An 18,547-nucleotide genomic window follows, 5' to 3' on the forward strand; every position below is an offset into this window, starting at 1 on the left:
AGGTGTAGATGCCCGGCAGGGCGTTGGTCACCTCGACGACGGAGTAGCCCTCCGCGGAGAGCCAGCCGCCGACGTTGCCGGCCAGACCGGTGGTGAAGCCGGCGTTGAGGACGTGGATGTCCTTGCCCGCGATCTGCGCCTCGGCGGGTGCGTCCTCCGGGGCGCCGTCGGGGATCTCGCTGATCTCCATGGAACCGAGGAGTTCGTCCATGAAGGCGTGGACGGTGGGGACGTCGACGGTGACGATGGACTCGCCGTAGTCGCCGACGCCGTCGATGGAGGTGACCGGGATGGTGTTGAACACGACGTTGCCGCCGGCGAGGTTGGCCAGCTGGGTGGCGAACGACATGATGTCCCAGTTGGCGTCGATGACCACGGAGCGTTCGACGGCGGTGCCCATGTCGGAGAGTTTGGCCGGGTTGGTCAGGGTGCCGGCTGCGAGGACTTTGTTCACCAGGGAGGCCATGTAGGCCTGCTGGCGGACGATGCGGTCGAGGTCACCGCGGGGCAGTCCGTGACGCTGGCGGACGAAGGCGAGGGCCTGGGCACCGTCGAGGGTCTGCACGCCGGCGTGGAAGTCCGCACCGGAGAACTCGTCCTGGACGGCGTTGTTGAGGCAGACGTCGACGCCGCCGACGGCGTCGGTGAGCAGGACGAAGCCGAAGAGCCCGATCTCCGCGTAGTGGTCGACCTCGATGCCCGTGAGGTCGGAGACCGCGCCGATGAGGCCCTGGCGACCTGCTTCGGTGGCCTGGCGTTCGATCTCCTGGTCGGACATCCCGCGGGCCAGGAGCTGCTCCGCCCGGGCTCCCTTGTGGGCGGCGAAGACACCGTTGATCTTCATGTTGCCGTGCACGTCGTCGGCGACGTAGGTGTCACGGGGGATGGACACGGCGGTGGCGGAGGAGCCGTCGTTGGGCACACGGATCACCATGAGGGTGTCGGTGTTCTCCTCGCCGTCGTCGACGCCGGCGCGCAGACGTGCGAGCTCCTCCTCGGAGAGGGGGTTGCCCTGGGCGTCGGTACGCGAGTCGGAGCCGACGAGCAGGATGTCCGTCGCACCGTCGGGTGCCTTGCCCTTGAGGCCCTGGCCACCGCCGAGGAGGAGGTTGCCGGCGGAGGCGATGTCGGTGCCGAGTCGGCCGACGGCGACGTAGCCGAGTCCGGAGATCAGGAGCACCAGGACGGACAAGAACGCCAGCAGTGCTTTGAGCGGCGCGGGGCCTGCCTGACGTGCCGGGGTGGCGGCGGACGGGGCGGCCTGGATGTCGCGCACGCGGCGGTACTTGTCACTCACGGGGGTTAAGTCTAGGGCATTGCGAGTGGCGCAGCGGGTGGCCGAGGGGTGACGACACTATGCTTCACACATTGTGACCACCTCCCAGACTCCGGTCGCCGTCATCACGGTGACCTATTCCCCGGGGCGCCATCTGCAGGCGTTCCTCGACAGCCTGCCGGGCGCCACCGCCCGGGGGGTGCATGTCGTGCTCGCCGACAACGGTTCCCGGGACGGGGTGCCGGAGGAGGCGGCGTCGAGAAGCGGGAACGTCGAGTTCCTGCCCACCGGCGGCAACCTCGGCTACGGCACCGGCATGAACGTCGGTGCCCGCCACCTGCGGCCCGCGCGTGACGCCGGCGACATCGACCCCGAGTACCTGCTGCTGAGCAACCCGGACGTCGTGTTCGGGGAAGGCTCCGTCGACGCGATGATCGCGTGCATGGAACGCCACCCGGAGGCGGCGGCCGTCGGGCCGCGGATCGTCGAGCCGGACGGTTCCGTCTACCCGAGCGCCCGCGCGGTGCCGACGCTGCGCAACGGCATCGGCCATGCGCTGCTCGGGCAGGTCTGGCCCTCGAACCCCTGGACGCGGTCCTACCGTGACAACGCCGACATGGACAGCGAGCGCGAGGCCGGCTGGCTCTCGGGGTCGTGCCTGCTGGTGAGGTGGGACGCGTTCGACGCCGTCGGCGGCTTCGACGAGCGCTACTTCATGTACATGGAGGACGTGGACCTGGGGGACCGCTTCACGCGCGCCGGGTTCCGCAACATCTACTGCCCCTCCGCCGAGATCACCCACGCCAAGGGCCACGTGGCCGGGCAGCACGCCGAGACGATGCTCCCCGCCCACCACGAGTCGGCCTACCGCTTCCAGGCTGACCGGCTTCCGCACCTGTGGCAGGCTCCCCTGCGGGGCCTCATCCGTGCGGGGCTCAACGCCCGGAGCGCGGTCGCCGTCACCCGGGCACGCACCAAACGAAAGGACTCCCATGTCTGATGTCATCGATCCTGCGCGTACCGACGCCGTCATCCTCGTCGGCGGCCGCGGCACCCGCCTGCGTCCGCTGACGGTCAACACCCCCAAGCCGATGCTGCCGACCGCGGGCTACCCGTTCCTGCAGCACCTGCTCGCGCGGATCCGGGCGGCCGGGATGACGCACGTCGTGCTCGGCACCTCCTACAAGGCGGAGGTGTTCGAGGAGTACTTCGGCGACGGTTCCGACATGGGCCTGGAGATCGAGTACGTCGTGGAGGAGGAGGCCCTGGGCACCGGTGGCGGCATCCGCAACGTCTACGACAGGCTGCGCCACGACACGGTCATGGTCTTCAACGGCGACGTCCTGGGCGGGACGGACCTGCGCGCCATCCTCAGCACCCACGCCGAGAAGGACGCCGACCTCACCATGCACCTCGTGCGTGTGCCGGACCCGCGTGCCTTCGGCTGCGTGCCCACCGACGCCGACGGGCGTGTGCTGGAGTTCCTGGAGAAGACCGAGGATCCGCCGACCGACCAGATCAACGCAGGCTGCTACGTCTTCCGCCGTGAGCTCATCGAGGAGATCCCCGAGGGGCGCGTCGTCTCCGTGGAGCGCGAGACCTTCCCTCAACTCCTCGCGCAGGGCCGCCGCGTCTACGGCCACGTCGACCATGCCTACTGGCGTGACATGGGGCGCCCGGACGACTTCGTCCGCGGCTCCTCCGACCTGGTGCGCGGCATCGCGCACTCGCCGCTGCTCGAGGGGCGCACCGGTGAGTCGCTTGTCGACGACACCGCGGGAGTCGCCGCCGGCACGATCCTCGTGGGCGGCACGTGGGTCGGCCGTGGTTCGGAGATCGGGGCGGGCTGCCGCCTGGACGACACGGTCGTGTTCGACGGCGTCACCATTGAGCCGGGCGCGGTCATCCGTGACTCGATCATCGCCTCGGGTGCGCGTATCGGTGCGAATGCCCGGATCACGGGCTGCGTCATCGGTGAGGGGGCCCAGATCGGTGCCCGTTGTGAGCTGCTGGACGGCATGCGCGTGTGGCCTGGTGTGGTCATCCCGGACAATGGAGTCCGTTTCTCCTCGGATGCGTGACGACACGCCGGGGGAGCTCTCCACATCCTGTCAGTTGTTGCCAGGAGCCTGACCCACCACAACATGTTGTACCCCCGTCGAATACCCCCCTCGATGTGACTCTGTTACTCGTGTGACTGGTGTGAATAGTCTCCAGCGGAAATGTAATTTCGTGGATTATTCCCGCTCATTCCGGTTGACGGCATTTAGTGATCCCGTGTGTAATCGCATCAATGTAATAATCACCACAATGATCACCGGTGGACGTCTGCGGATTCAGCGGACAACACCGGTCGCCGAACGGAGAAGGGGGGCACCATGGACAACATTGGTGACGGCACCGTTTTCCGTGGCGGGCTTGCCAGCGTCAACGGAGCAGCCGTGGAAATGAGCCTCGACGAGCTTTTCGGGGCAGTCGAGAGGGAATGGCAGGACCAGGCCCTGTGTGCACAGACCGATCCGGAGGCGTTCTTCCCGGAGAAGGGCGGCTCCACCCGCGAGGCCAAGCGCATCTGCATGGCGTGCGCGGTCCGGGACGAGTGCCTCGAGTACGCGCTCGAGCACGACGAGCGCTTCGGTATCTGGGGTGGACTCTCCGACCGTGAGCGTCGCCGTCTGAAGAAGCAGATCGGCTGACCTCCGGGAAACGAGCGGCGACCCCGCGGGGTCGCTTTTGTGATTCCGGGGACGGGTCCGGGCAGTCTAGAACTGGTAGCCGGGGTCGATGTCCCGCGGGTCCAGGTTGAGGTACTGCGCCACCAGCGCGGTGAGGATGCCGGTGAGCAGATCCTCGCGTTCCTGCGGGGTGGCGCAGCGCTGTTCCACGGGCATGCGGAACAGCACGAGGCGGGCGCGGGTGGGCCGCCCCTGGGGGTCGACGCCCGCCGGGATGACCCGGCCGAGGGGGACCGGGCCGTCGGCGACGATCTCGTCGGGGAGCACTGTCATGTCGGCGCGCAGCCGCATGCGGGGGACGGTGTCCACCGCGATGTCGAGGTTGGCCAGCTGATCCGGGTAGGAGTGCAGGATCGGGGCGTAGGCCTCCAGGACGGCGACGTCGAAGGACTCCGCGCGGGTGCGGTAGCGGGGCGCGTCCATGGGGAGCAGCGGCCCGCGTACCCCCCGGCCGTGGCGGTCGCGGAACGTCCTGGTGTGCATGAGGGTGATGGTAGTTCGGTGCGTCCCCGAGGGGGCCGCGGCGCGCGGGGGTACCAAATTCTAAAGGAAAGGTTTAGACTTGGTGGCCGTGAGCCAGTTCCGACGTTGTTCCCGCCCGGGCTGCGGCAAGCCTGCCGTGGCCACTATGACGTACGCCTACGCCGAGTCCACCGCAGTGGTGGGTCCGTTGGCGCCCGCCGCCGAGCCTCACAGCTGGGACCTGTGTGATCATCACGCGGAGAAGATCACCGCCCCGCTCGGGTGGGAGATGCTGCGTGTCAACCACATCGACATCGACGATGACGAGGACCTCACCGCACTGGCCGAGGCCGTGCGTGAGGCCGGCCGCGTGACCAGCGGTCTCGTTGAGTCCGAGGGCCCCGAGCTGCACCCGGAGGACCCGGCGGACCCCGAGACCTCCCTGCACCCGGTCCACCGCGCCCGCCGCATGCAGGACGAGAGGCAGCGTCGTCGCGCGCACCTGCGGGTCGTCTCGGATGATGAGGACGCCGGGTTCGAGGAACCCGCGGAGAACCCTGACGACTTCTGACCGCACGGAGAGACACGGAGAATGTGTTCCCCTCCGTCAATATCCGGTCCGGACAGTGGAGATCCGTCCGTCAGGGGTAAGCTCTGCTGCTGAGTAACCGACGAACAGCAGGAGGACCCATGACCCAGCGCACCCGCGAAGACGTGTCCCGTGTGATCAAGGCCTACGACGTCCGCGGACTCGTGGACGAGGAGGTCACCCCCGAGTTCATCCGGGACGTCGGCGCCGCCTTCGCCGTCCTGCTGCGCGCCGAGGGGGAGACGCGGATCGCCGTCGGCCACGACATGCGTCCCTCCTCCCCGGAGCTGGCCGCCGCCTTCTCCGAAGGTGCGCGTGCGCAGGGCCTCGACGTGGTCATGCTGGGTCTCAACTCCACCGACCAGCTCTACTTCGCGGCCGGCACCCTCGACTGCGCGGGCGCCATGTTCACCGCCTCGCACAACCCGGCGGAGTACAACGGCATCAAGCTGTGCCGCTCCGGCGCCCGTCCGGTGTCCCAGGACACCGGACTGTCCGACATCATCGACATGCTTGTCGACGGCATCCCGGCGTATGACGGCGAGGTGGGCGTCGAGAAGCAGCAGGACACCCTCGAGGTGTACGGCGAGTACCTCCGCGACCTGGTGGACCTGCACAGCATCCGCCCGCTCGTCGTGGCCGTCGACGCGGCGAACGGCATGGCCGGTCACACGGTGCCTGAGGTGTTCAAGGGCCTGCCGCTCGACGTGCGTGCGCTGTACTTCGAGCTCGACGGCACCTTCCCCAACCACGAGGCCAATCCGCTGGACCCGGCGAACCTCGTCGACCTGCAGAAGTTCACGGTAGAGCAGCACGCCGACATCGGCCTGGCCTTCGACGGTGACGCCGACCGCTGCTTCTTCATCGACGAGAACGGTGACCCGGTGAGCCCCTCGGCGATCTGCGCGATCGTCGCGAAGCAGTACCTGCAGGAGAACGAGGGCGCGACGATCATCCACAACCTCATCACCTCGAAGTCGGTGCCCGAGATCATCGCGGAGGAGGGCGGCACCGCCGTCCGCACGCGCGTCGGCCACTCCTTCATCAAGGCGAAGATGGCCGAGACCGGGGCGGTCTTCGGTGGCGAGCACTCCGCGCACTACTACTTCTCCGAGTTCTTCAACGCCGACTCCGGCATCCTCGCCGCCATGTACGTCCTCGCCGCCCTCGGCTCCCAGGACAAGCCGCTGTCCGAGATGATGGCCGAGTACAAGCGCTACGAGGCCTCCGGCGAGATCAACTCCACCGTCGATGACCAGGCAGCCAGCACGCAGGCCGTGCTCGACGCCTTCGCCGACCGCATCGAGAGCGTCGACCGCCTCGACGGCGTCACCGTGGAACTGAAGGACACGCCGGCGTGGTTCAACGTCCGCGCCTCCAACACCGAGCCGCTCCTGCGCCTCAACGTCGAGGCCCCGACCCGCGCCGAGGTCGATGAACTGGTCACGGAGATCCTCGGGATCATCCGGGGCTGAGCCGGCCCGCGCTGACCCGGCACTATCCTGGGGGCATGGACGACCGCATGGACAACAGCTCTCTCGACGCCTACCTCGACGGCTCCGCCTACGGTGGTGAGACCGTGCGGTTCTACGACGTCGCGCATGAAGGCGCGCAGATCCGCTCCGTCGCCGGGGCGGTCCCGCAGATGGAGGGCCTCCACGGGCTGCAACCACGCAGCGTGGTCATCATCGCGACGGATCAGGTGGCGACGGCGTCGGCACGCTTCGTCACCCGGATGCGCTCGCCGCTGCGGGTGCCCGTGGTGATCACCGACGCGCTGCCCTCCTACGTCGGCGCCCTCGACATCGTGATGGTGGTCGGTGACCGGGCCGACGACCCGGACGTCTCCCAGGGGCTCATCGCCGCGGACCGGCGCGGAGCCACCACCCTGCTCGTCGGCCCGCCCCGGGGGCCCGTCCTCGAGGACGCACCCTCGGGCACGATCCTCATCCCGGCGCTGCCCACCGTCTTCGGCGCCTCGCCGGCACGCTCGATCACGGCGGTCAGCACCGTGCTCGACCTGCTGGAGGAGGACCCCGACCTCGTGGTGCAGCGTCTCGAGGACACCGCCGACCACATCGACGAGGAGCTCGAGCAGCTCTCCCCCGAACGTGACACCGTGGTCAACCCCGGCCGCCAGCTCCGCGAGTTCGGTGACCTCTCCCGCGTGCTCCACACCGGCGGCAACCGCACCGGCTTCGCCGTCGCCGAGCTCATGTCCGTGCTGTGGTCACTCAAGGGTCTCCCCTCCGGGGTGACGGCCATGGATGAGATGGAGACGCCTCCCCCCGCTCCCGTGCGCGACTTCTTCCATGACCCTCTCATTGACGGCCCGGTCGATTTGCTACCGTTGAGGACTGTTGTCTGGGCGGAGGACCCGGACGTGGCCGCCGTGTTCCCCGACGCCTTCGCCGTGAACTGCGAGACCCCCGGCGTGGGTCCGCTGGCTGCTGCCCTGAAGCTCATCACCCGGGGGCTTGCGGCCACCACGTACGATCTCCCCGAAGCACCAAGCGAGGACTACTGAATGCACAAGCTCACCGGCACCCTCCGGAGCTATCCCTGGGGCTCCCGCACGCTCATCCCCGAGCTGCGCGGAGAGCCCTCACCGTCCTCCCGTCCGGAGGCGGAGGTCTGGTTCGGTGCGCACCCGGTGGGTTCCTCGCTTGTCGACGGCATCCCCCTCACCGACATCATCGCCGCCGACCCGCAGGCCGCCCTCGGCCCGCGCGTGCACCGGGAGTTCGGTGACGGCCTGCCCTTCATGCTCAAGCTGCTCGGTGCCGCCGAGCCGCTCTCACTGCAGGCCCACCCCTCTGCGGAACAGGCCCGTGACGGCTTCGACCGGGAGAACCAGCTCGGCATCCCGCTGACCGCCGTGAACCGCAACTACCGCGACGCCTTCCATAAGCCGGAGCTCGTCGTCGCCCTCACGGACTTCCACGCGATGGTCGGTTTCCGCCCCCTGGAGCGCACCCTCGAGCTCTTCTCCGCGCTCCACTGCCCGGAGCTCGACCGCTACCTCACCATCCTCGATCCCGGCTCGGAGGAGGACAGCCTGCGCGGACTGTTCACCACCTGGATCACCATCCCCTCCGTGGCCCGCCACGCGCTCATCGACGGCATCGCCCGCGCCGCACAGGGGCAGCTCGACCGGGGTGACTGGATCTCCGACGTCCTGCGTACCGTCCTGGAACTGCAGGAGCGCTACCCCGGCGACATCGGTGTCCTCGGTGCCCTCCTGCTCAACCACCTGGTGCTCCGCCCGGGTGAGGCGATCTTCCTCGAGGCCGGTCACCTCCACGCCTACATCTCCGGACTCGGTGTCGAGGTCATGGCGAACTCCGACAACGTGCTGCGTGGGGGACTGACCTCCAAGTACGTCGACGTGCCCGAGCTCGTGCGCATCCTCCGCTTCAACTCGATCACCGACCCGGTGGTCGTGGTCGAGGACGGCGAGTACCCCGTGCCGGCCGCCGAGTTCCGGCTGCACCGCTTCGAACTGCCCCCCGCCGGCTCCTTCCGCTACGACCACGACGGGCCCACCATCGCCCTGTGCACCGCAGGGGAGGTCCAGCTGGGCAACCTGGGGCTGCTCCCGGGGGAGGCGGCCTGGATCCCGGCCGGGGACCCGGAATGGGAGATCTCCTCGGTCGAGGGCGGCGAGCTGTTCGTCGCCTGCGCCTGACCTGCCGGGGCTCAGGAACTGCTGCCGGAGAGCGGCACCGCCGGCTGCCCCTCCGGGAGGCCGGCCTGCTCGATCTCCCGGTCCCCGGGGGTCGGCGGGGTCTCGACGGGGGAGGGTGCCGCCGGCTCGGTGGTTGCGGGGGTGTCGGTGGGTTCTGTGGTGCCGGTGACCTGCGGCTCAGCCGGCTCAGGCGCGGGGGTCGGCTCCGTGCCGGGGGCGGACGGGGTGGTCGGGGTGGACGGGGTGGTCCCGGGGGCGTCCGGTGCCTCCGTAGGCTCCGTGGGCTCCGTGCTCTCCGGGGCCGTGGTCTCCGGTGCCTCGAGGGGCTCCGGGGTGGTCATGAGCTCCGTCGGCTCCACGGGGGCTTCCGTGGTGGGGGTGGGACGGATGTTCTCCGGGCGGTAGACGGTCGTCGGGGCGATGGTGCTGGGCACCGCCTGGACGATGGCGTGCGGGGCCAGGAAGGGGTCGTCGAGACGCGGAGGACTGATCGGCTGGGGCGCGGCCTCCACCGAGACGGTGGGCGTCTCGGAGATGGGGGTGGCGAGCGCGGCATGGGCCGACTCTGGAATGGTGGATACCTCGGGTGTGACCGTGGCAGTATCAGAGGCGGAAGGGGTCGTGGGAGTTCCGGCGCGCCAGACTCCGTAACCTATGACGCCGGCGGCCATCAGGCCGACCGCGATGAAGAGATAGACGCGACGCGTGTCCGTGTTCACCTGGACCCCCTTCCGAGGCATGCTGGTAACAACTCGGTAACAACATATCAGACGAATAAGTACGACACGACTAGTTTTGCGGACCTCATCTCATCACCGGGGCGGTTTCCGCAGATCACCAGAGAGGAAAAGGGAGACAGTAATGAGCGCTTGGGATGTCGCCATCTTCAACGAGGACGACAACATTGATTTCCTGGACGAGCTCAGTGACCTGGACGACGACGAGATCGTGGAGGCCGTCCGCGATGCCTGCCTGCTCGTGCTGAGGCAGCCCAACGTGAATGAGGTGGAGCGGCTGAACGGTCTCGCCGCCGCGACGATCGCCGCCATCTGGGCCGGCGCGCCGTTCTCCGCCGGAGACGTGGCCGACACCTACCCGTACATCCGGGAACTCATCGGCACCGGCGACGAGTCCCTCCATGAGGCCGCCGCCGAGCTGCTCGAGTCGGTGGAGGACGACGAGGACGTCGAGGTCTTCACCGAGGCTCTGTCCTAGATGATCATCGCGATCGAGGGGATCGACGGCGCCGGCAAGAACACGCTGGTGCGGGCCATCCGTGAGCGTGTCGACGTCGACATGCTGTCCTTCCCCCGCTACGAGACCTCCGCGCCCGCCCAGCTGGTGCAGGAGGCCCTGCACGGGCGCATGGGTGATCTCACGGACTCCGCCTACGCCATGGCCACGCTCTTCGCGCTGGACCGGCACGGGGCGCGGGAGCAGCTCGAGCCCTACGTCGACAGTGACCGTATCATCCTGCTGGACCGTTACGTCGCCTCGAACGCCGCCTACTCGGTGGCCCGGCTGGGCGACGGGGCCGTGGCCGACTGGGTGCACGACCTGGAGTTCGGGCGTCTCGGACTGCCGCGGCCGGACCTGCAGGTGCTGCTGGCGACGGAGCCGGAGACGGCGTCGCAACGCGCCGCGCAGCGGGAGGCGCAGGACGCGAGCCGGGAGAGGGACCGTTATGAACGTGACGCGGACCTGCAGCAGCGCACCTATGATGCTTATCTGGGACTCGCCGAGCAGGGCTGGGCGGGTCGCTGGCTAGTGACCACGAGTGCGGACGTAGTATTGCAAGAGATTGCACACATAACACAAGGACTGTGACTTTCCATGGCACCCAAGATTCTCGTCGTCGACGATGATGCGTCGATCTCCGACATGCTCACTCTCGTCCTGGAGACGGAGGGGTTCGACCCGGTTCCGGTCATGGACGGCAACGAGGCGGTGCCCGCGTTCCGTGAGCACCAGCCGGACCTGATCCTGCTCGACCTCATGCTGCCCGGCATGAACGGCGTCGACATCTGCCGCGCCATCCGCCAGGAGTCGAGCGTGCCGATCGTCATGCTCACCGCCAAGACCGACACCGTCGACGTCGTCCTCGGCCTGGAGTCCGGCGCGGACGACTACATCACCAAGCCCTTCAAGCCGAAGGAGCTGATCGCCCGTATCCGGGCGCGCCTGCGCCGCACCGAGTCCGAGCCGACCGAGATCATCGAGGTCGGCGACCTGACCATCGACGTCCCGGAGCACACCGTCAAGCGCGGCACCGAGGAGATCGCCCTCACGCCGCTCGAGTTCGACCTGCTCCTGGAGATGGCCCGCAAGCCGCGTCAGGTGCACACCCGTGAGGAGCTGCTGGAGAACGTCTGGGGTTACCGCCACGCCTCCGACACCCGCCTGGTCAACGTGCACGTGCAGCGTCTGCGCGCGAAGATCGAGAAGGATCCGGAGAACCCGCAGATCGTGCTCACCGTCCGTGGCGTCGGGTACAAGACGGGCATGGGGGAGTAGCACATAATCTCCCGGCTCCCCACCCAGCTCAACCGGGCCTATACCCGCGTCAGCGAGACCTGGCGGACCTCGCTCCAGGTGCGGGTCATCGGCTCGATCTTCGTCGCGTCCGCGGTGGTCATGCTCATCCTCGGGATGGCCCTGATCTCCGTGGTGACGTCACGGCTGGTGGGCGCGAAGCTCGACATCGCGAACTCGGAGATCGACCGGGCGCGTGTCTCCGTCGAGAGGCAGATCGACGCCACGTCGGCCACCTCGACGATGCAGGTGCGGCTCAACTCCGCCCGCGCCTCCCTCACGCAGCGCACCACCCAGACGGACATCGCGACGGTCTATGAGCCGGTGCTCGTGGTGGCCAACCAGGACGGCACGACGACGACCTCCCCGGAGGGGTACCGCATCCCGGAGAAGCTGCGCCGCTTCGTCAGCGAGGACCAGATCTCCTACCAGTTCGCCACGATCGACCGGGATGACGGTTCGACGTACAACGCGCTGGTCATTGGCACACCGACGGAGACGGACATCCCCGACCTGCAGGTCTACCTGGTCATGTCGATGGAGTCCGACGCCTCCACCCTGGCCCTGCTGCGCGGTCTGCTCAGTGCGGCGGGCGTGGTGGTGGTCGTCCTCCTCGTGGGCATCGCCTGGCTGGCGACGCAGCAGGTGACCGCCCCCGTCCGTTCCGCCTCCCGCATCGCCCAGCGGCTCGCCGCCGGTCACCTGCGTGAGCGCATGATCGTCGACGGCGAGGACGAGATGGCCCGCCTGGCGCTGTCCTTCAACGACATGGCGGAGAAGCTCTCCAAGCAGATCCACCAGCTCGAGGAGTACGGCAACCTGCAACGTCAGTTCACCTCGGACGTCTCCCACGAGCTGCGCACCCCGCTGACCACGGTGCGCATGGCGGCGGACATGATCGCCTCCGACCCGGACAGCCTCGAACCGCACACGCGGCGCGCCTCCGAGCTCATGGTCCGTGAGCTCGACCGTTTCGAGGAACTGCTGGCGGACCTGCTGGAGATCTCGCGTCACGACGCCGGCGTCGCCGACCTCTCCGAGGCGCGTATCGACGTCCGCTCGTGCATCACCTCCGCCTGGGAGCAGACCTGCCACATCGCCGAGAAGCTCAATGTCGACGTGCGCTTCCACACCCCGGAGGAGCCGGTGATGATGACCGGCGACTCGCGCCGCATCGAGCGCGTCCTGCGCAACCTCATCGCCAACGCCATCGACCACTCCGAGGGCAACCCCGTCGACGTCACCCTCGCGGAGAACGAGGACGCCGTGGCCATCACGGTCACCGACCACGGCGTGGGCCTCAAGCCCGGCCAGGAGGAGCTGGTGTTCAACCGCTTCTGGCGTGCCGACGCCTCCCGGCGCCGCCACTCCGGCGGCACCGGCCTCGGCCTGGCGATCGCGCGTGAGGATGTCGTCCTCCACGGCGGGCAGCTCGACGCGGCGGGCAACCACGGGGTGGGATCCCAGTTCCGCGTGGTCCTGCCGCGCGAGCCGCGCAAGCCGATCACCGAGAGCCCCCTGGAACTGGAGGCACCGACGTCATGAACCGTCTGAGGAAGCTGGCTGCCCTGACCGCCGTGACCGGTCTGCTCACCGCCTGCACCACCCTGCCCACCAACACGGAGCCGCAGGCCGTGCGGTCCTTCGAGCCGCAGGTGGAGGAGGAGTCCAACCTGGGTCCCCGCCCGGGCCGGGAGCCGGACCTGCTGCTGCGTGACTTCTACACCGCCAGCGCACACCCCACCCAGAACTACCAGGCCGCCCGCGCCTACCTCGCGGCCGACACCTCGCAGCAGTGGGACGCGCACGAGTCGATCCTGGTGGTCAACCGCATCGACCTCGTGACGGCGGCGGGTGCCACCCCGGAGCGGCGGACCTTCAACGTGCGTGGTGCCGTCGTCGGCCGGATCACCACCGGCGGTGCCTACGAACCGGAGAACGGCGTCTACGAGGCCACGATCGAGATGATCCGCACCGGCGGGGAGTGGCGCATCGAGTCTCTGCCCGCCGGCGTGGTGCTGGAACGCACCGAACTGCGTAACCAGTTCCAGCCGCAGCGGGTGTTCTTCTTCGAGCCGGGCGGCCAGGTGCTCGTCTCGGACCGCCGCTGGATCTACTCCGGGCACCAGGCTCTCGACGCCGCGCTCATCACCCTCATGATGGAGGGTCCGTCGCCGACGCTGGCGCCCGGCGTGCGCCGCGTGCTGCCCCCGGAGGCGACCTTCGCGGGTGTCGTCGACGGCGTGTACCACTTCACCGGTTTCGCGGACGTCGACTCCGACGACCGGCTGCTCTTCGCGGCGCAGCTCGTGTGGACCCTCGCCGTGGCGAACATCCCCGAGCCCTATTCCGTGGTGGTCGACGGGGAGCCGCTCGCCCCGGGCTACGAGCAGCTCAACACCGACGACTTCGCGGAGTTCAACCCGCGGGTCAACGCGGCCGCCCCGGTGCCGCTCTACGCGCTCACCGACGGCGTGGTCAGCCGGGTCTCCTCCAACCAGGTCGTGCCCGTGGACGGGGACCTGGGCAGTCTCGGGAACATCGAATCCGTGGACATCACGGGGGAGGGGACCGTGGCGGCGGTGCGTCGCGAAGGCGATGAGTCGGTGCTGCTGGCCGGACCCCTCGGCGGGGACCTGGGGGAGGCGCTGCGGGCCGGGACGATCTCACGTCCGACCTTCGAGTTCGACCCGAGCATCCAGTGGGTGGTCGTCGACGGCGACCGGATCGTCCGGGTCGTCCGCTCCGGTCCGACCGGGGAGTTCAGCCCCACCGAGGTGGACATCACCACGCTGGGCAGCGCGCCGGGCGAGATCTCCGTCATCCGGCTGTCGAACTCGGGTGCCCGGGTCGCCATGATCATCGAGGGACGCCTCCACGTCGGCGTCGTGGAGCGCCCGGGGCCCTCGGAGCGGCGCATCGTCAACCTGCGGGAACTCGCCCCGCAGCTGGGTGGCACGGCACTGTCGTTGGACTGGCAGCCGGACGGCTCGCTCCTGGTGGGCACGTCCACCCCGGAGACCCCGGTGTGGCGCGTCGAGCAGGACGGCTCCGCGGCGACCTCGCTGCCTTCGGGCAACATCACGGCGCCGGTGGTGGCCGTCGCCGCGACACCGTCGATGCTCTACCTCACCGACTCCCACGCGACCCTGCAGCTGCCGACCAGCGGCGGGGACAACGTCTACTGGCGTGAGGTCTACGGCCTCCAGGGTGTCCGCTCGGCCCCGGTGGCCGCCAACTAGATGGATCTGCTCCTCCCGCGGCGGTGCGCCGGTTGTGCCGCCCCGGGGGAGCACCTGTGTCTGCGGTGCCGGCAGTCGCTGCGCACCCCGCCGCGGCGCGTCCACACCCGCGTCGACCCGCACGTGCCGGTGTGGTCGCTCGGCCCCTACGAGGGCACCCACCGCGGTGTGGTCCTGGCGATGAAGGAGCACCGGCACCTCGCGGTCCGCGGCCTCCTCGGGCCGGTGCTCGCCGCGGCGGTGGAGTTCCTGCAGGTGCGCGGAGAGCTCGTCTCTGCACCGGCCCCCGTGCTGGTCCCCGCCCCCACCCGCGCGCGGGCGGCGCGTCTGCGCGGCGGTGATCCGGTGACCGACGTCTGCCGGGCCTCCGGGCTCCCGGTGAGTGAGGCCCTGCGGCACCGCCCCGGGGTGGCGGACCAGGTGGGGCTGGACGTCGGGAAGCGGCGGAGGAACCTCTCCGGGGCGCTGGAACTGCGGCGGATTCCGCCTGGTCAGGTGCTGCTCGTGGATGATGTCACGACCACAGGATCGACGCTCGCCGCCAGCTCAGAGGCACTTTTGGCGGCGGGGTGCCGGGTGGTGGGTGCGATTGTGATCTGTCACGCATGAAAGGCGGGGGGTGATGGCCGCCCGGTTATGACCAGATGTACGATGGGGGTTGATTTGAAGTTGTCCCACCAATAGTAGGGAGGAAGCAGATGACATCACCTGCTGAGAACACCGATGTCCTGAGCCCCGAGGCACAGGTCACCATCACGGGCCGTAACGTTGAGGTGCCGGAGCACTTTGCCGAGCGCGTCAACTCCAAGCTCGCCAAGATCGAGCGCCTGGACCCGACCCTGACCTTCTTCCACGTGGAACTCCAGCACGAGCCGAACCCGCGCCGTGAGTCGGAGTCCGACCGTATCCAGATCACCGCCACCGGTAAGGGCCACCTGGCCCGCGCCGAGGCCAAGGAGGACAGCTTCTACGCCGCACTGGAGACCGCTCTGGCCAAGATGGAGCGTTCCCTGCGCAAGGTGAAGGCACGCCGTTCCATCTCGCGTTCGGGCCACCGTGCCCCGACCTCGACCGGTGTCGCCGCCGCAGAGATGGTCGCCGAGGCCCAGAAGGCCCGTGAGGCGCAGGACCAGTACGACGTCGACCCGTACGCAGACTCCGTCAAGGACGTCATCCCGGGTCAGGTCGTCCGCACCAAGGAGCACACCGCCACCCCGATGAGCGTCGATGACGCACTGTCGGAGATGGAGCTCGTCGGACATGACTTCTACCTCTTCATCAACGAGGAGAACAACCGTCCGTCCGTGGTCTACCGTCGTCACGCATTCGACTACGGTCTGATCGCCCTGGCGGATGAGTCCCAGTAGGAACTGCATCACCACGACGCGAGGCCGCCGTCCCCATCCCGGGGGCGGCGGCTTTGCGCTTGTTGCGTACAATGACGCGGAAGAAACTAGTTTCCATCTGATGTTAAGGACGACTGCACGTGTTTGGACTGTCCAGGCTGCTTCGCGCCGGTGAAGGGCGCACCGTTAAGCGTCTCCACAAGATGGCTGAGCAGGTGATCGCTCTCGACGACAAGTTCTCCGCACTGAGCGACGCCGAGCTCAAGGCCAAGACCGACGAGTTCCGGGCCCGCCTGGCAGACGGTGCCACGCTCGACGACATCTTCCTCGAGGCCTTCGCCACCGCCCGCGAGGCGGCGTGGCGCGTGCTCGGTCAGAAGCCCTACCACGTGCAGGTCATGGGCGGTGCGGCCCTGCACTTCGGCAACGTCGCCGAGATGAAGACCGGTGAAGGCAAGACCCTGACCGCCGTGCTCCCCGCCTACCTCAACGCCCTCGAGGGCAAGGGCGTCCACATCGTCACGGTCAACGACTACCTGGCCAAGCGTGACGCCGAGATGATGGGCCGTGTGCACCGCTACCTGGGTCTCAAGGTCGGCGTCATCCTCTCCGACCTGCAGCCGGACCAGCGTCGCGTCGCCTACGAGGCGGACATCACCTACGGCACGAACAATGAGCTCGGCTTCGACTACCTGCGTGACAACATGGCCCGCAGCCTCGACGAGCTGGTCCAGCGGGGCCACAACTTCGCCATCGTGGATGAGGTCGACTCGATCCTCATCGATGAGGCCCGTACCCCGCTGATCATCTCCGGCCCGGTCGACGGATCCTCGCAGTTCTACCATGTGTTCGCCACCCTGGCGCCGCGCATGAAGGAGGGCATCCACTACGAGGTGGACCACCGTAAGCGCACGGTCGGTGTGCTCGAGGACGGCGTCGCGTACGTCGAGGACCAGCTGGGCATCGACAACCTCTACGCCCCGGAGCACTCCACCCTGGTCAGCTACCTGAACAACGCGCTCAAGGCGAAGGAGCTGTTCGTCCGCGACAAGGACTACATCGTCCGCAACGGTGAGGTCATGATCGTCGACTCCTTCACCGGTCGTGTGCTCGCCGGCCGTCGCTACAACGAGGGCATGCACCAGGCCATCGAGGCCAAGGAGCAGGTGGAGATCAAGAGCGAGAACCAGACCCTCGCGACGATCACCCTGCAGAACTTCTTCCGTCTCTACGACAAGCTGGCCGGCATGACCGGTACCGCCGAGACCGAGGCCGCCGAGCTGCACCAGATCTACAAGCTCGACGTGGTCCCGATCCCGACGAACCGTCCGAACCAGCGCCAGGACCTCACCGACCGCGTCTACAAGACGCAGGAGGCCAAGTTCGCGGCCGTCGCCGACGACATCGCGGAGCGTGTGGAGAAGGGCCAGCCGGTGCTGGTCGGCACCACCTCCGTCGAGCGTTCCGAGTACCTCTCCGAGCTGCTGCAGCGCCGCGGCATCGCGCACAAGGTGCTCAACGCGAAGCACCACGAGCAGGAGGGCCAGATCATCGCGCAGGCCGGCCTGCCGGGTGCCGTCACCGTGTCCACCAACATGGCCGGTCGTGGTACCGATATCGTCCTCGGCGGTAACCCCGAGGTCATCCTCGACATCAAGCTGCGTGAGCGTGGCCTCGACCCCTTCGAGGACGAGGAGGCCTACCAGGCGGCGTGGGACGAGGAGCTGCCGAAGGCCCGCCAGCGTGCCAACGAGCTCGGTGACAAGGTCCGTGAGGCCGGTGGCCTCTACGTGCTGGGCACCGAGCGTCACGAGTCCCGCCGCATCGACAACCAGCTGCGTGGCCGTTCCGGCCGTCAGGGTGACCCGGGCGAGACCCGCTTCTACCTCTCCATGCGTGATGAGCTCATGGTCCGTTTCGTGGGCCAGGCCATGGAGAACATGATGAACCGCCTCAACGTCCCGGATGACGTCCCGATCGAGGCGAAGATGGTCACCAACTCCATCAAGGGTGCGCAGGCGCAGGTGGAGAACCAGAACTTCGAGATGCGCAAGAACGTCCTGAAGTACGACGAGGTCCTCAACGAGCAGCGCAAGGTCATCTACGCCGAGCGCCGCGAGATCCTCGAGTCCAGGGACATCCGCGAGTACATCCGCCACATGATCGACGAGACCGTCGCCGCCTACGTCGACGGTGCCACCGCCGTCGGCTACGTCGAGGACTGGGACCTGGACCAGCTGTGGAACGCCCTCGAGTCCCTCTACGGTCCGACGTTCACCTGGCAGACCCTGCTGGAGCAGAACAACGGGGAGCTCACCGCCGAGCAGCTGCGTGAGGCCCTCATCGCCGACGCGAACGCCCAGTACGACGAGCTGGAGGCCAACGTCTCCCGGATCGGCGGCGAGGCCCAGATGCGCAACATCGAGCGCATGGTGATCCTGCCGGTCATCGACACCAAGTGGCGTGAGCACCTCTACGAGATGGACTACCTCAAGGAGGGCATCGGTCTGCGTGCCATGGCGCAGCGCGATCCGCTGGTCGAGTACCAGAAGGAGGGCGGCGACATGTTCAACGGCATGAAGGAGGGCATCAAGGAGGACACGGTGCGTAACCTCTTCCTGCTGCGCAAGCAGTTCGAGCCGCAGCCGGCGCCGGAGACCACCCAGGTCTAGCCCCC

Annotated in this window: 18 protein-coding genes; 15 read left to right on the forward strand and 3 right to left on the reverse strand. The window is 68.3% G+C overall.

The window, feature by feature from the left end:
* Nucleotides 1–1,297: LCP family protein (locus GXZ33_RS10960; protein ID WP_291341062.1), on the reverse strand; the 1,297-nt coding region annotated here is incomplete at its 3' end.
* A 73-nt stretch (nucleotides 1,298–1,370) separates the two neighbouring features.
* Between GXZ33_RS10960 and GXZ33_RS10965 the strand changes: the two genes are divergently transcribed.
* The 3 genes from GXZ33_RS10965 (at nucleotide 1,371) to GXZ33_RS10975 (ending at nucleotide 3,972) form a co-directional block, all read left to right on the forward strand.
* Complete coding sequence (locus tag GXZ33_RS10965; protein WP_291341063.1) at nucleotides 1,371–2,276, forward strand: glycosyltransferase family 2 protein; 906 nt, start codon at nucleotides 1,371–1,373, stop codon at nucleotides 2,274–2,276.
* On the forward strand, nucleotides 2,269–3,357 hold the full coding sequence (locus GXZ33_RS10970; RefSeq protein WP_291341064.1) for an NDP-sugar synthase: 1,089 nt from the start codon (nucleotides 2,269–2,271) through the stop codon (nucleotides 3,355–3,357). The genes GXZ33_RS10965 and GXZ33_RS10970 overlap by 8 nt, the downstream gene beginning before the upstream one ends.
* Before the next feature lie 366 nt (nucleotides 3,358–3,723).
* Nucleotides 3,724–3,972 (forward strand): WhiB family transcriptional regulator, encoded by a 249-nt coding sequence (locus GXZ33_RS10975; RefSeq protein ID WP_174520280.1) that lies wholly within the window; start codon nucleotides 3,724–3,726, stop codon nucleotides 3,970–3,972.
* Between the two features lie 66 nt (nucleotides 3,973–4,038).
* Here the strand turns inward: GXZ33_RS10975 and GXZ33_RS10980 are convergent, their stop codons facing one another.
* On the reverse strand, nucleotides 4,039–4,494 hold the full coding sequence (locus GXZ33_RS10980; protein WP_291341065.1) for a metallopeptidase family protein: 456 nt from the start codon (nucleotides 4,492–4,494) through the stop codon (nucleotides 4,039–4,041).
* 88 nt (nucleotides 4,495–4,582) lie between these two features.
* Here GXZ33_RS10980 and GXZ33_RS10985 point away from each other — a divergent pair, with 88 nt between their 5' ends.
* From GXZ33_RS10985 to manA, 4 genes are all read left to right on the forward strand, one after another.
* Nucleotides 4,583–5,044 carry a DUF3499 domain-containing protein gene (locus GXZ33_RS10985; protein ID WP_291341066.1) on the forward strand — a complete coding sequence of 154 codons (462 nt, stop codon included), beginning with the start codon at nucleotides 4,583–4,585 and terminating at the stop codon, nucleotides 5,042–5,044.
* A gap of 119 nt (nucleotides 5,045–5,163) precedes the next feature.
* Entirely contained in the window at nucleotides 5,164–6,537 is a 1,374-nt protein-coding gene (locus GXZ33_RS10990; RefSeq protein ID WP_291341067.1) for a phosphomannomutase/phosphoglucomutase, read from the forward strand.
* Nucleotides 6,538–6,572: 35 nt separating this feature from the next.
* Entirely contained in the window at nucleotides 6,573–7,589 is a 1,017-nt protein-coding gene (locus GXZ33_RS10995) for a hypothetical protein (protein ID WP_291341068.1), read from the forward strand.
* On the forward strand, nucleotides 7,590–8,750 hold the full coding sequence (gene manA / locus GXZ33_RS11000; RefSeq protein WP_291341069.1) for a mannose-6-phosphate isomerase, class I: 1,161 nt from the start codon (nucleotides 7,590–7,592) through the stop codon (nucleotides 8,748–8,750).
* Nucleotides 8,751–8,761: 11 nt separating this feature from the next.
* Here the strand turns inward: manA and GXZ33_RS11005 are convergent, their stop codons facing one another.
* Nucleotides 8,762–9,469 carry a hypothetical protein gene (locus tag GXZ33_RS11005; protein WP_291341070.1) on the reverse strand — a complete coding sequence of 236 codons (708 nt, stop codon included), beginning with the start codon at nucleotides 9,467–9,469 and terminating at the stop codon, nucleotides 8,762–8,764.
* A gap of 142 nt (nucleotides 9,470–9,611) precedes the next feature.
* Between GXZ33_RS11005 and GXZ33_RS11010 the strand changes: the two genes are divergently transcribed.
* From GXZ33_RS11010 to secA, 8 genes are all read left to right on the forward strand, one after another.
* Nucleotides 9,612–9,965: a DUF4259 domain-containing protein gene (locus GXZ33_RS11010; protein ID WP_291341071.1), complete on the forward strand. Its 354-nt coding sequence runs from the start codon at nucleotides 9,612–9,614 to the stop codon at nucleotides 9,963–9,965.
* On the forward strand, nucleotides 9,966–10,577 hold the full coding sequence (locus tag GXZ33_RS11015) for a dTMP kinase (RefSeq protein WP_291341072.1): 612 nt from the start codon (nucleotides 9,966–9,968) through the stop codon (nucleotides 10,575–10,577).
* 6 nt (nucleotides 10,578–10,583) lie between these two features.
* Complete coding sequence (mtrA, locus tag GXZ33_RS11020; RefSeq protein ID WP_291341073.1) at nucleotides 10,584–11,264, forward strand: MtrAB system response regulator MtrA; 681 nt, start codon at nucleotides 10,584–10,586, stop codon at nucleotides 11,262–11,264.
* A gap of 6 nt (nucleotides 11,265–11,270) precedes the next feature.
* Nucleotides 11,271–12,827, forward strand: coding sequence for an MtrAB system histidine kinase MtrB (gene mtrB / locus GXZ33_RS11025; protein WP_291341106.1), 1,557 nt, complete (start codon nucleotides 11,271–11,273; stop codon nucleotides 12,825–12,827).
* Nucleotides 12,824–14,524 (forward strand): MtrAB system accessory lipoprotein LpqB, encoded by a 1,701-nt coding sequence (gene lpqB / locus GXZ33_RS11030; RefSeq protein ID WP_291341074.1) that lies wholly within the window; start codon nucleotides 12,824–12,826, stop codon nucleotides 14,522–14,524. The genes mtrB and lpqB overlap by 4 nt, the downstream gene beginning before the upstream one ends.
* The gene (locus GXZ33_RS11035; protein WP_291341075.1) at nucleotides 14,525–15,133 is read left to right on the forward strand and encodes a phosphoribosyltransferase family protein; all 609 of its coding nucleotides are present in this window, start codon (nucleotides 14,525–14,527) and stop codon (nucleotides 15,131–15,133) included. It begins immediately after the preceding gene.
* 89 nt (nucleotides 15,134–15,222) lie between these two features.
* Nucleotides 15,223–15,891 (forward strand): ribosome-associated translation inhibitor RaiA, encoded by a 669-nt coding sequence (gene raiA, locus GXZ33_RS11040; protein ID WP_291341076.1) that lies wholly within the window; start codon nucleotides 15,223–15,225, stop codon nucleotides 15,889–15,891.
* 119 nt (nucleotides 15,892–16,010) lie between these two features.
* The gene (secA, locus tag GXZ33_RS11045) at nucleotides 16,011–18,542 is read left to right on the forward strand and encodes a preprotein translocase subunit SecA (protein ID WP_291341077.1); all 2,532 of its coding nucleotides are present in this window, start codon (nucleotides 16,011–16,013) and stop codon (nucleotides 18,540–18,542) included.
* Nucleotides 18,543–18,547 lie beyond the last annotated feature (5 nt).

This window comes from Corynebacterium sp. (genome assembly GCF_012838985.1).
GTDB lineage: Bacteria > Actinomycetota > Actinomycetes > Mycobacteriales > Mycobacteriaceae > Corynebacterium.

Coding starts and splice junctions, on each gene's coding strand:
- GXZ33_RS10970 (WP_291341064.1), top strand. CDS start 2,269: ATGTCTGATGTCATCGATCCTGCGCGTACCGACGCCGTCATCCTCGTC.
- GXZ33_RS10975 (WP_174520280.1), top strand. CDS start 3,724: ATGAGCCTCGACGAGCTTTTCGGGGCAGTCGAGAGGGAATGGCAGGAC.
- GXZ33_RS10980 (WP_291341065.1), bottom strand. CDS start 4,494: ATGCACACCAGGACGTTCCGCGACCGCCACGGCCGGGGGGTACGCGGG.
- GXZ33_RS10990 (WP_291341067.1), top strand. CDS start 5,164: ATGACCCAGCGCACCCGCGAAGACGTGTCCCGTGTGATCAAGGCCTAC.
- GXZ33_RS10995 (WP_291341068.1), top strand. CDS start 6,573: ATGGACGACCGCATGGACAACAGCTCTCTCGACGCCTACCTCGACGGC.
- manA (WP_291341069.1), top strand. CDS start 7,590: ATGCACAAGCTCACCGGCACCCTCCGGAGCTATCCCTGGGGCTCCCGC.
- GXZ33_RS11010 (WP_291341071.1), top strand. CDS start 9,612: ATGAGCGCTTGGGATGTCGCCATCTTCAACGAGGACGACAACATTGAT.
- GXZ33_RS11015 (WP_291341072.1), top strand. CDS start 9,966: ATGATCATCGCGATCGAGGGGATCGACGGCGCCGGCAAGAACACGCTG.
- mtrA (WP_291341073.1), top strand. CDS start 10,584: ATGGCACCCAAGATTCTCGTCGTCGACGATGATGCGTCGATCTCCGAC.
- lpqB (WP_291341074.1), top strand. CDS start 12,824: ATGAACCGTCTGAGGAAGCTGGCTGCCCTGACCGCCGTGACCGGTCTG.
- GXZ33_RS11035 (WP_291341075.1), top strand. CDS start 14,525: ATGGATCTGCTCCTCCCGCGGCGGTGCGCCGGTTGTGCCGCCCCGGGG.
- raiA (WP_291341076.1), top strand. CDS start 15,223: ATGACATCACCTGCTGAGAACACCGATGTCCTGAGCCCCGAGGCACAG.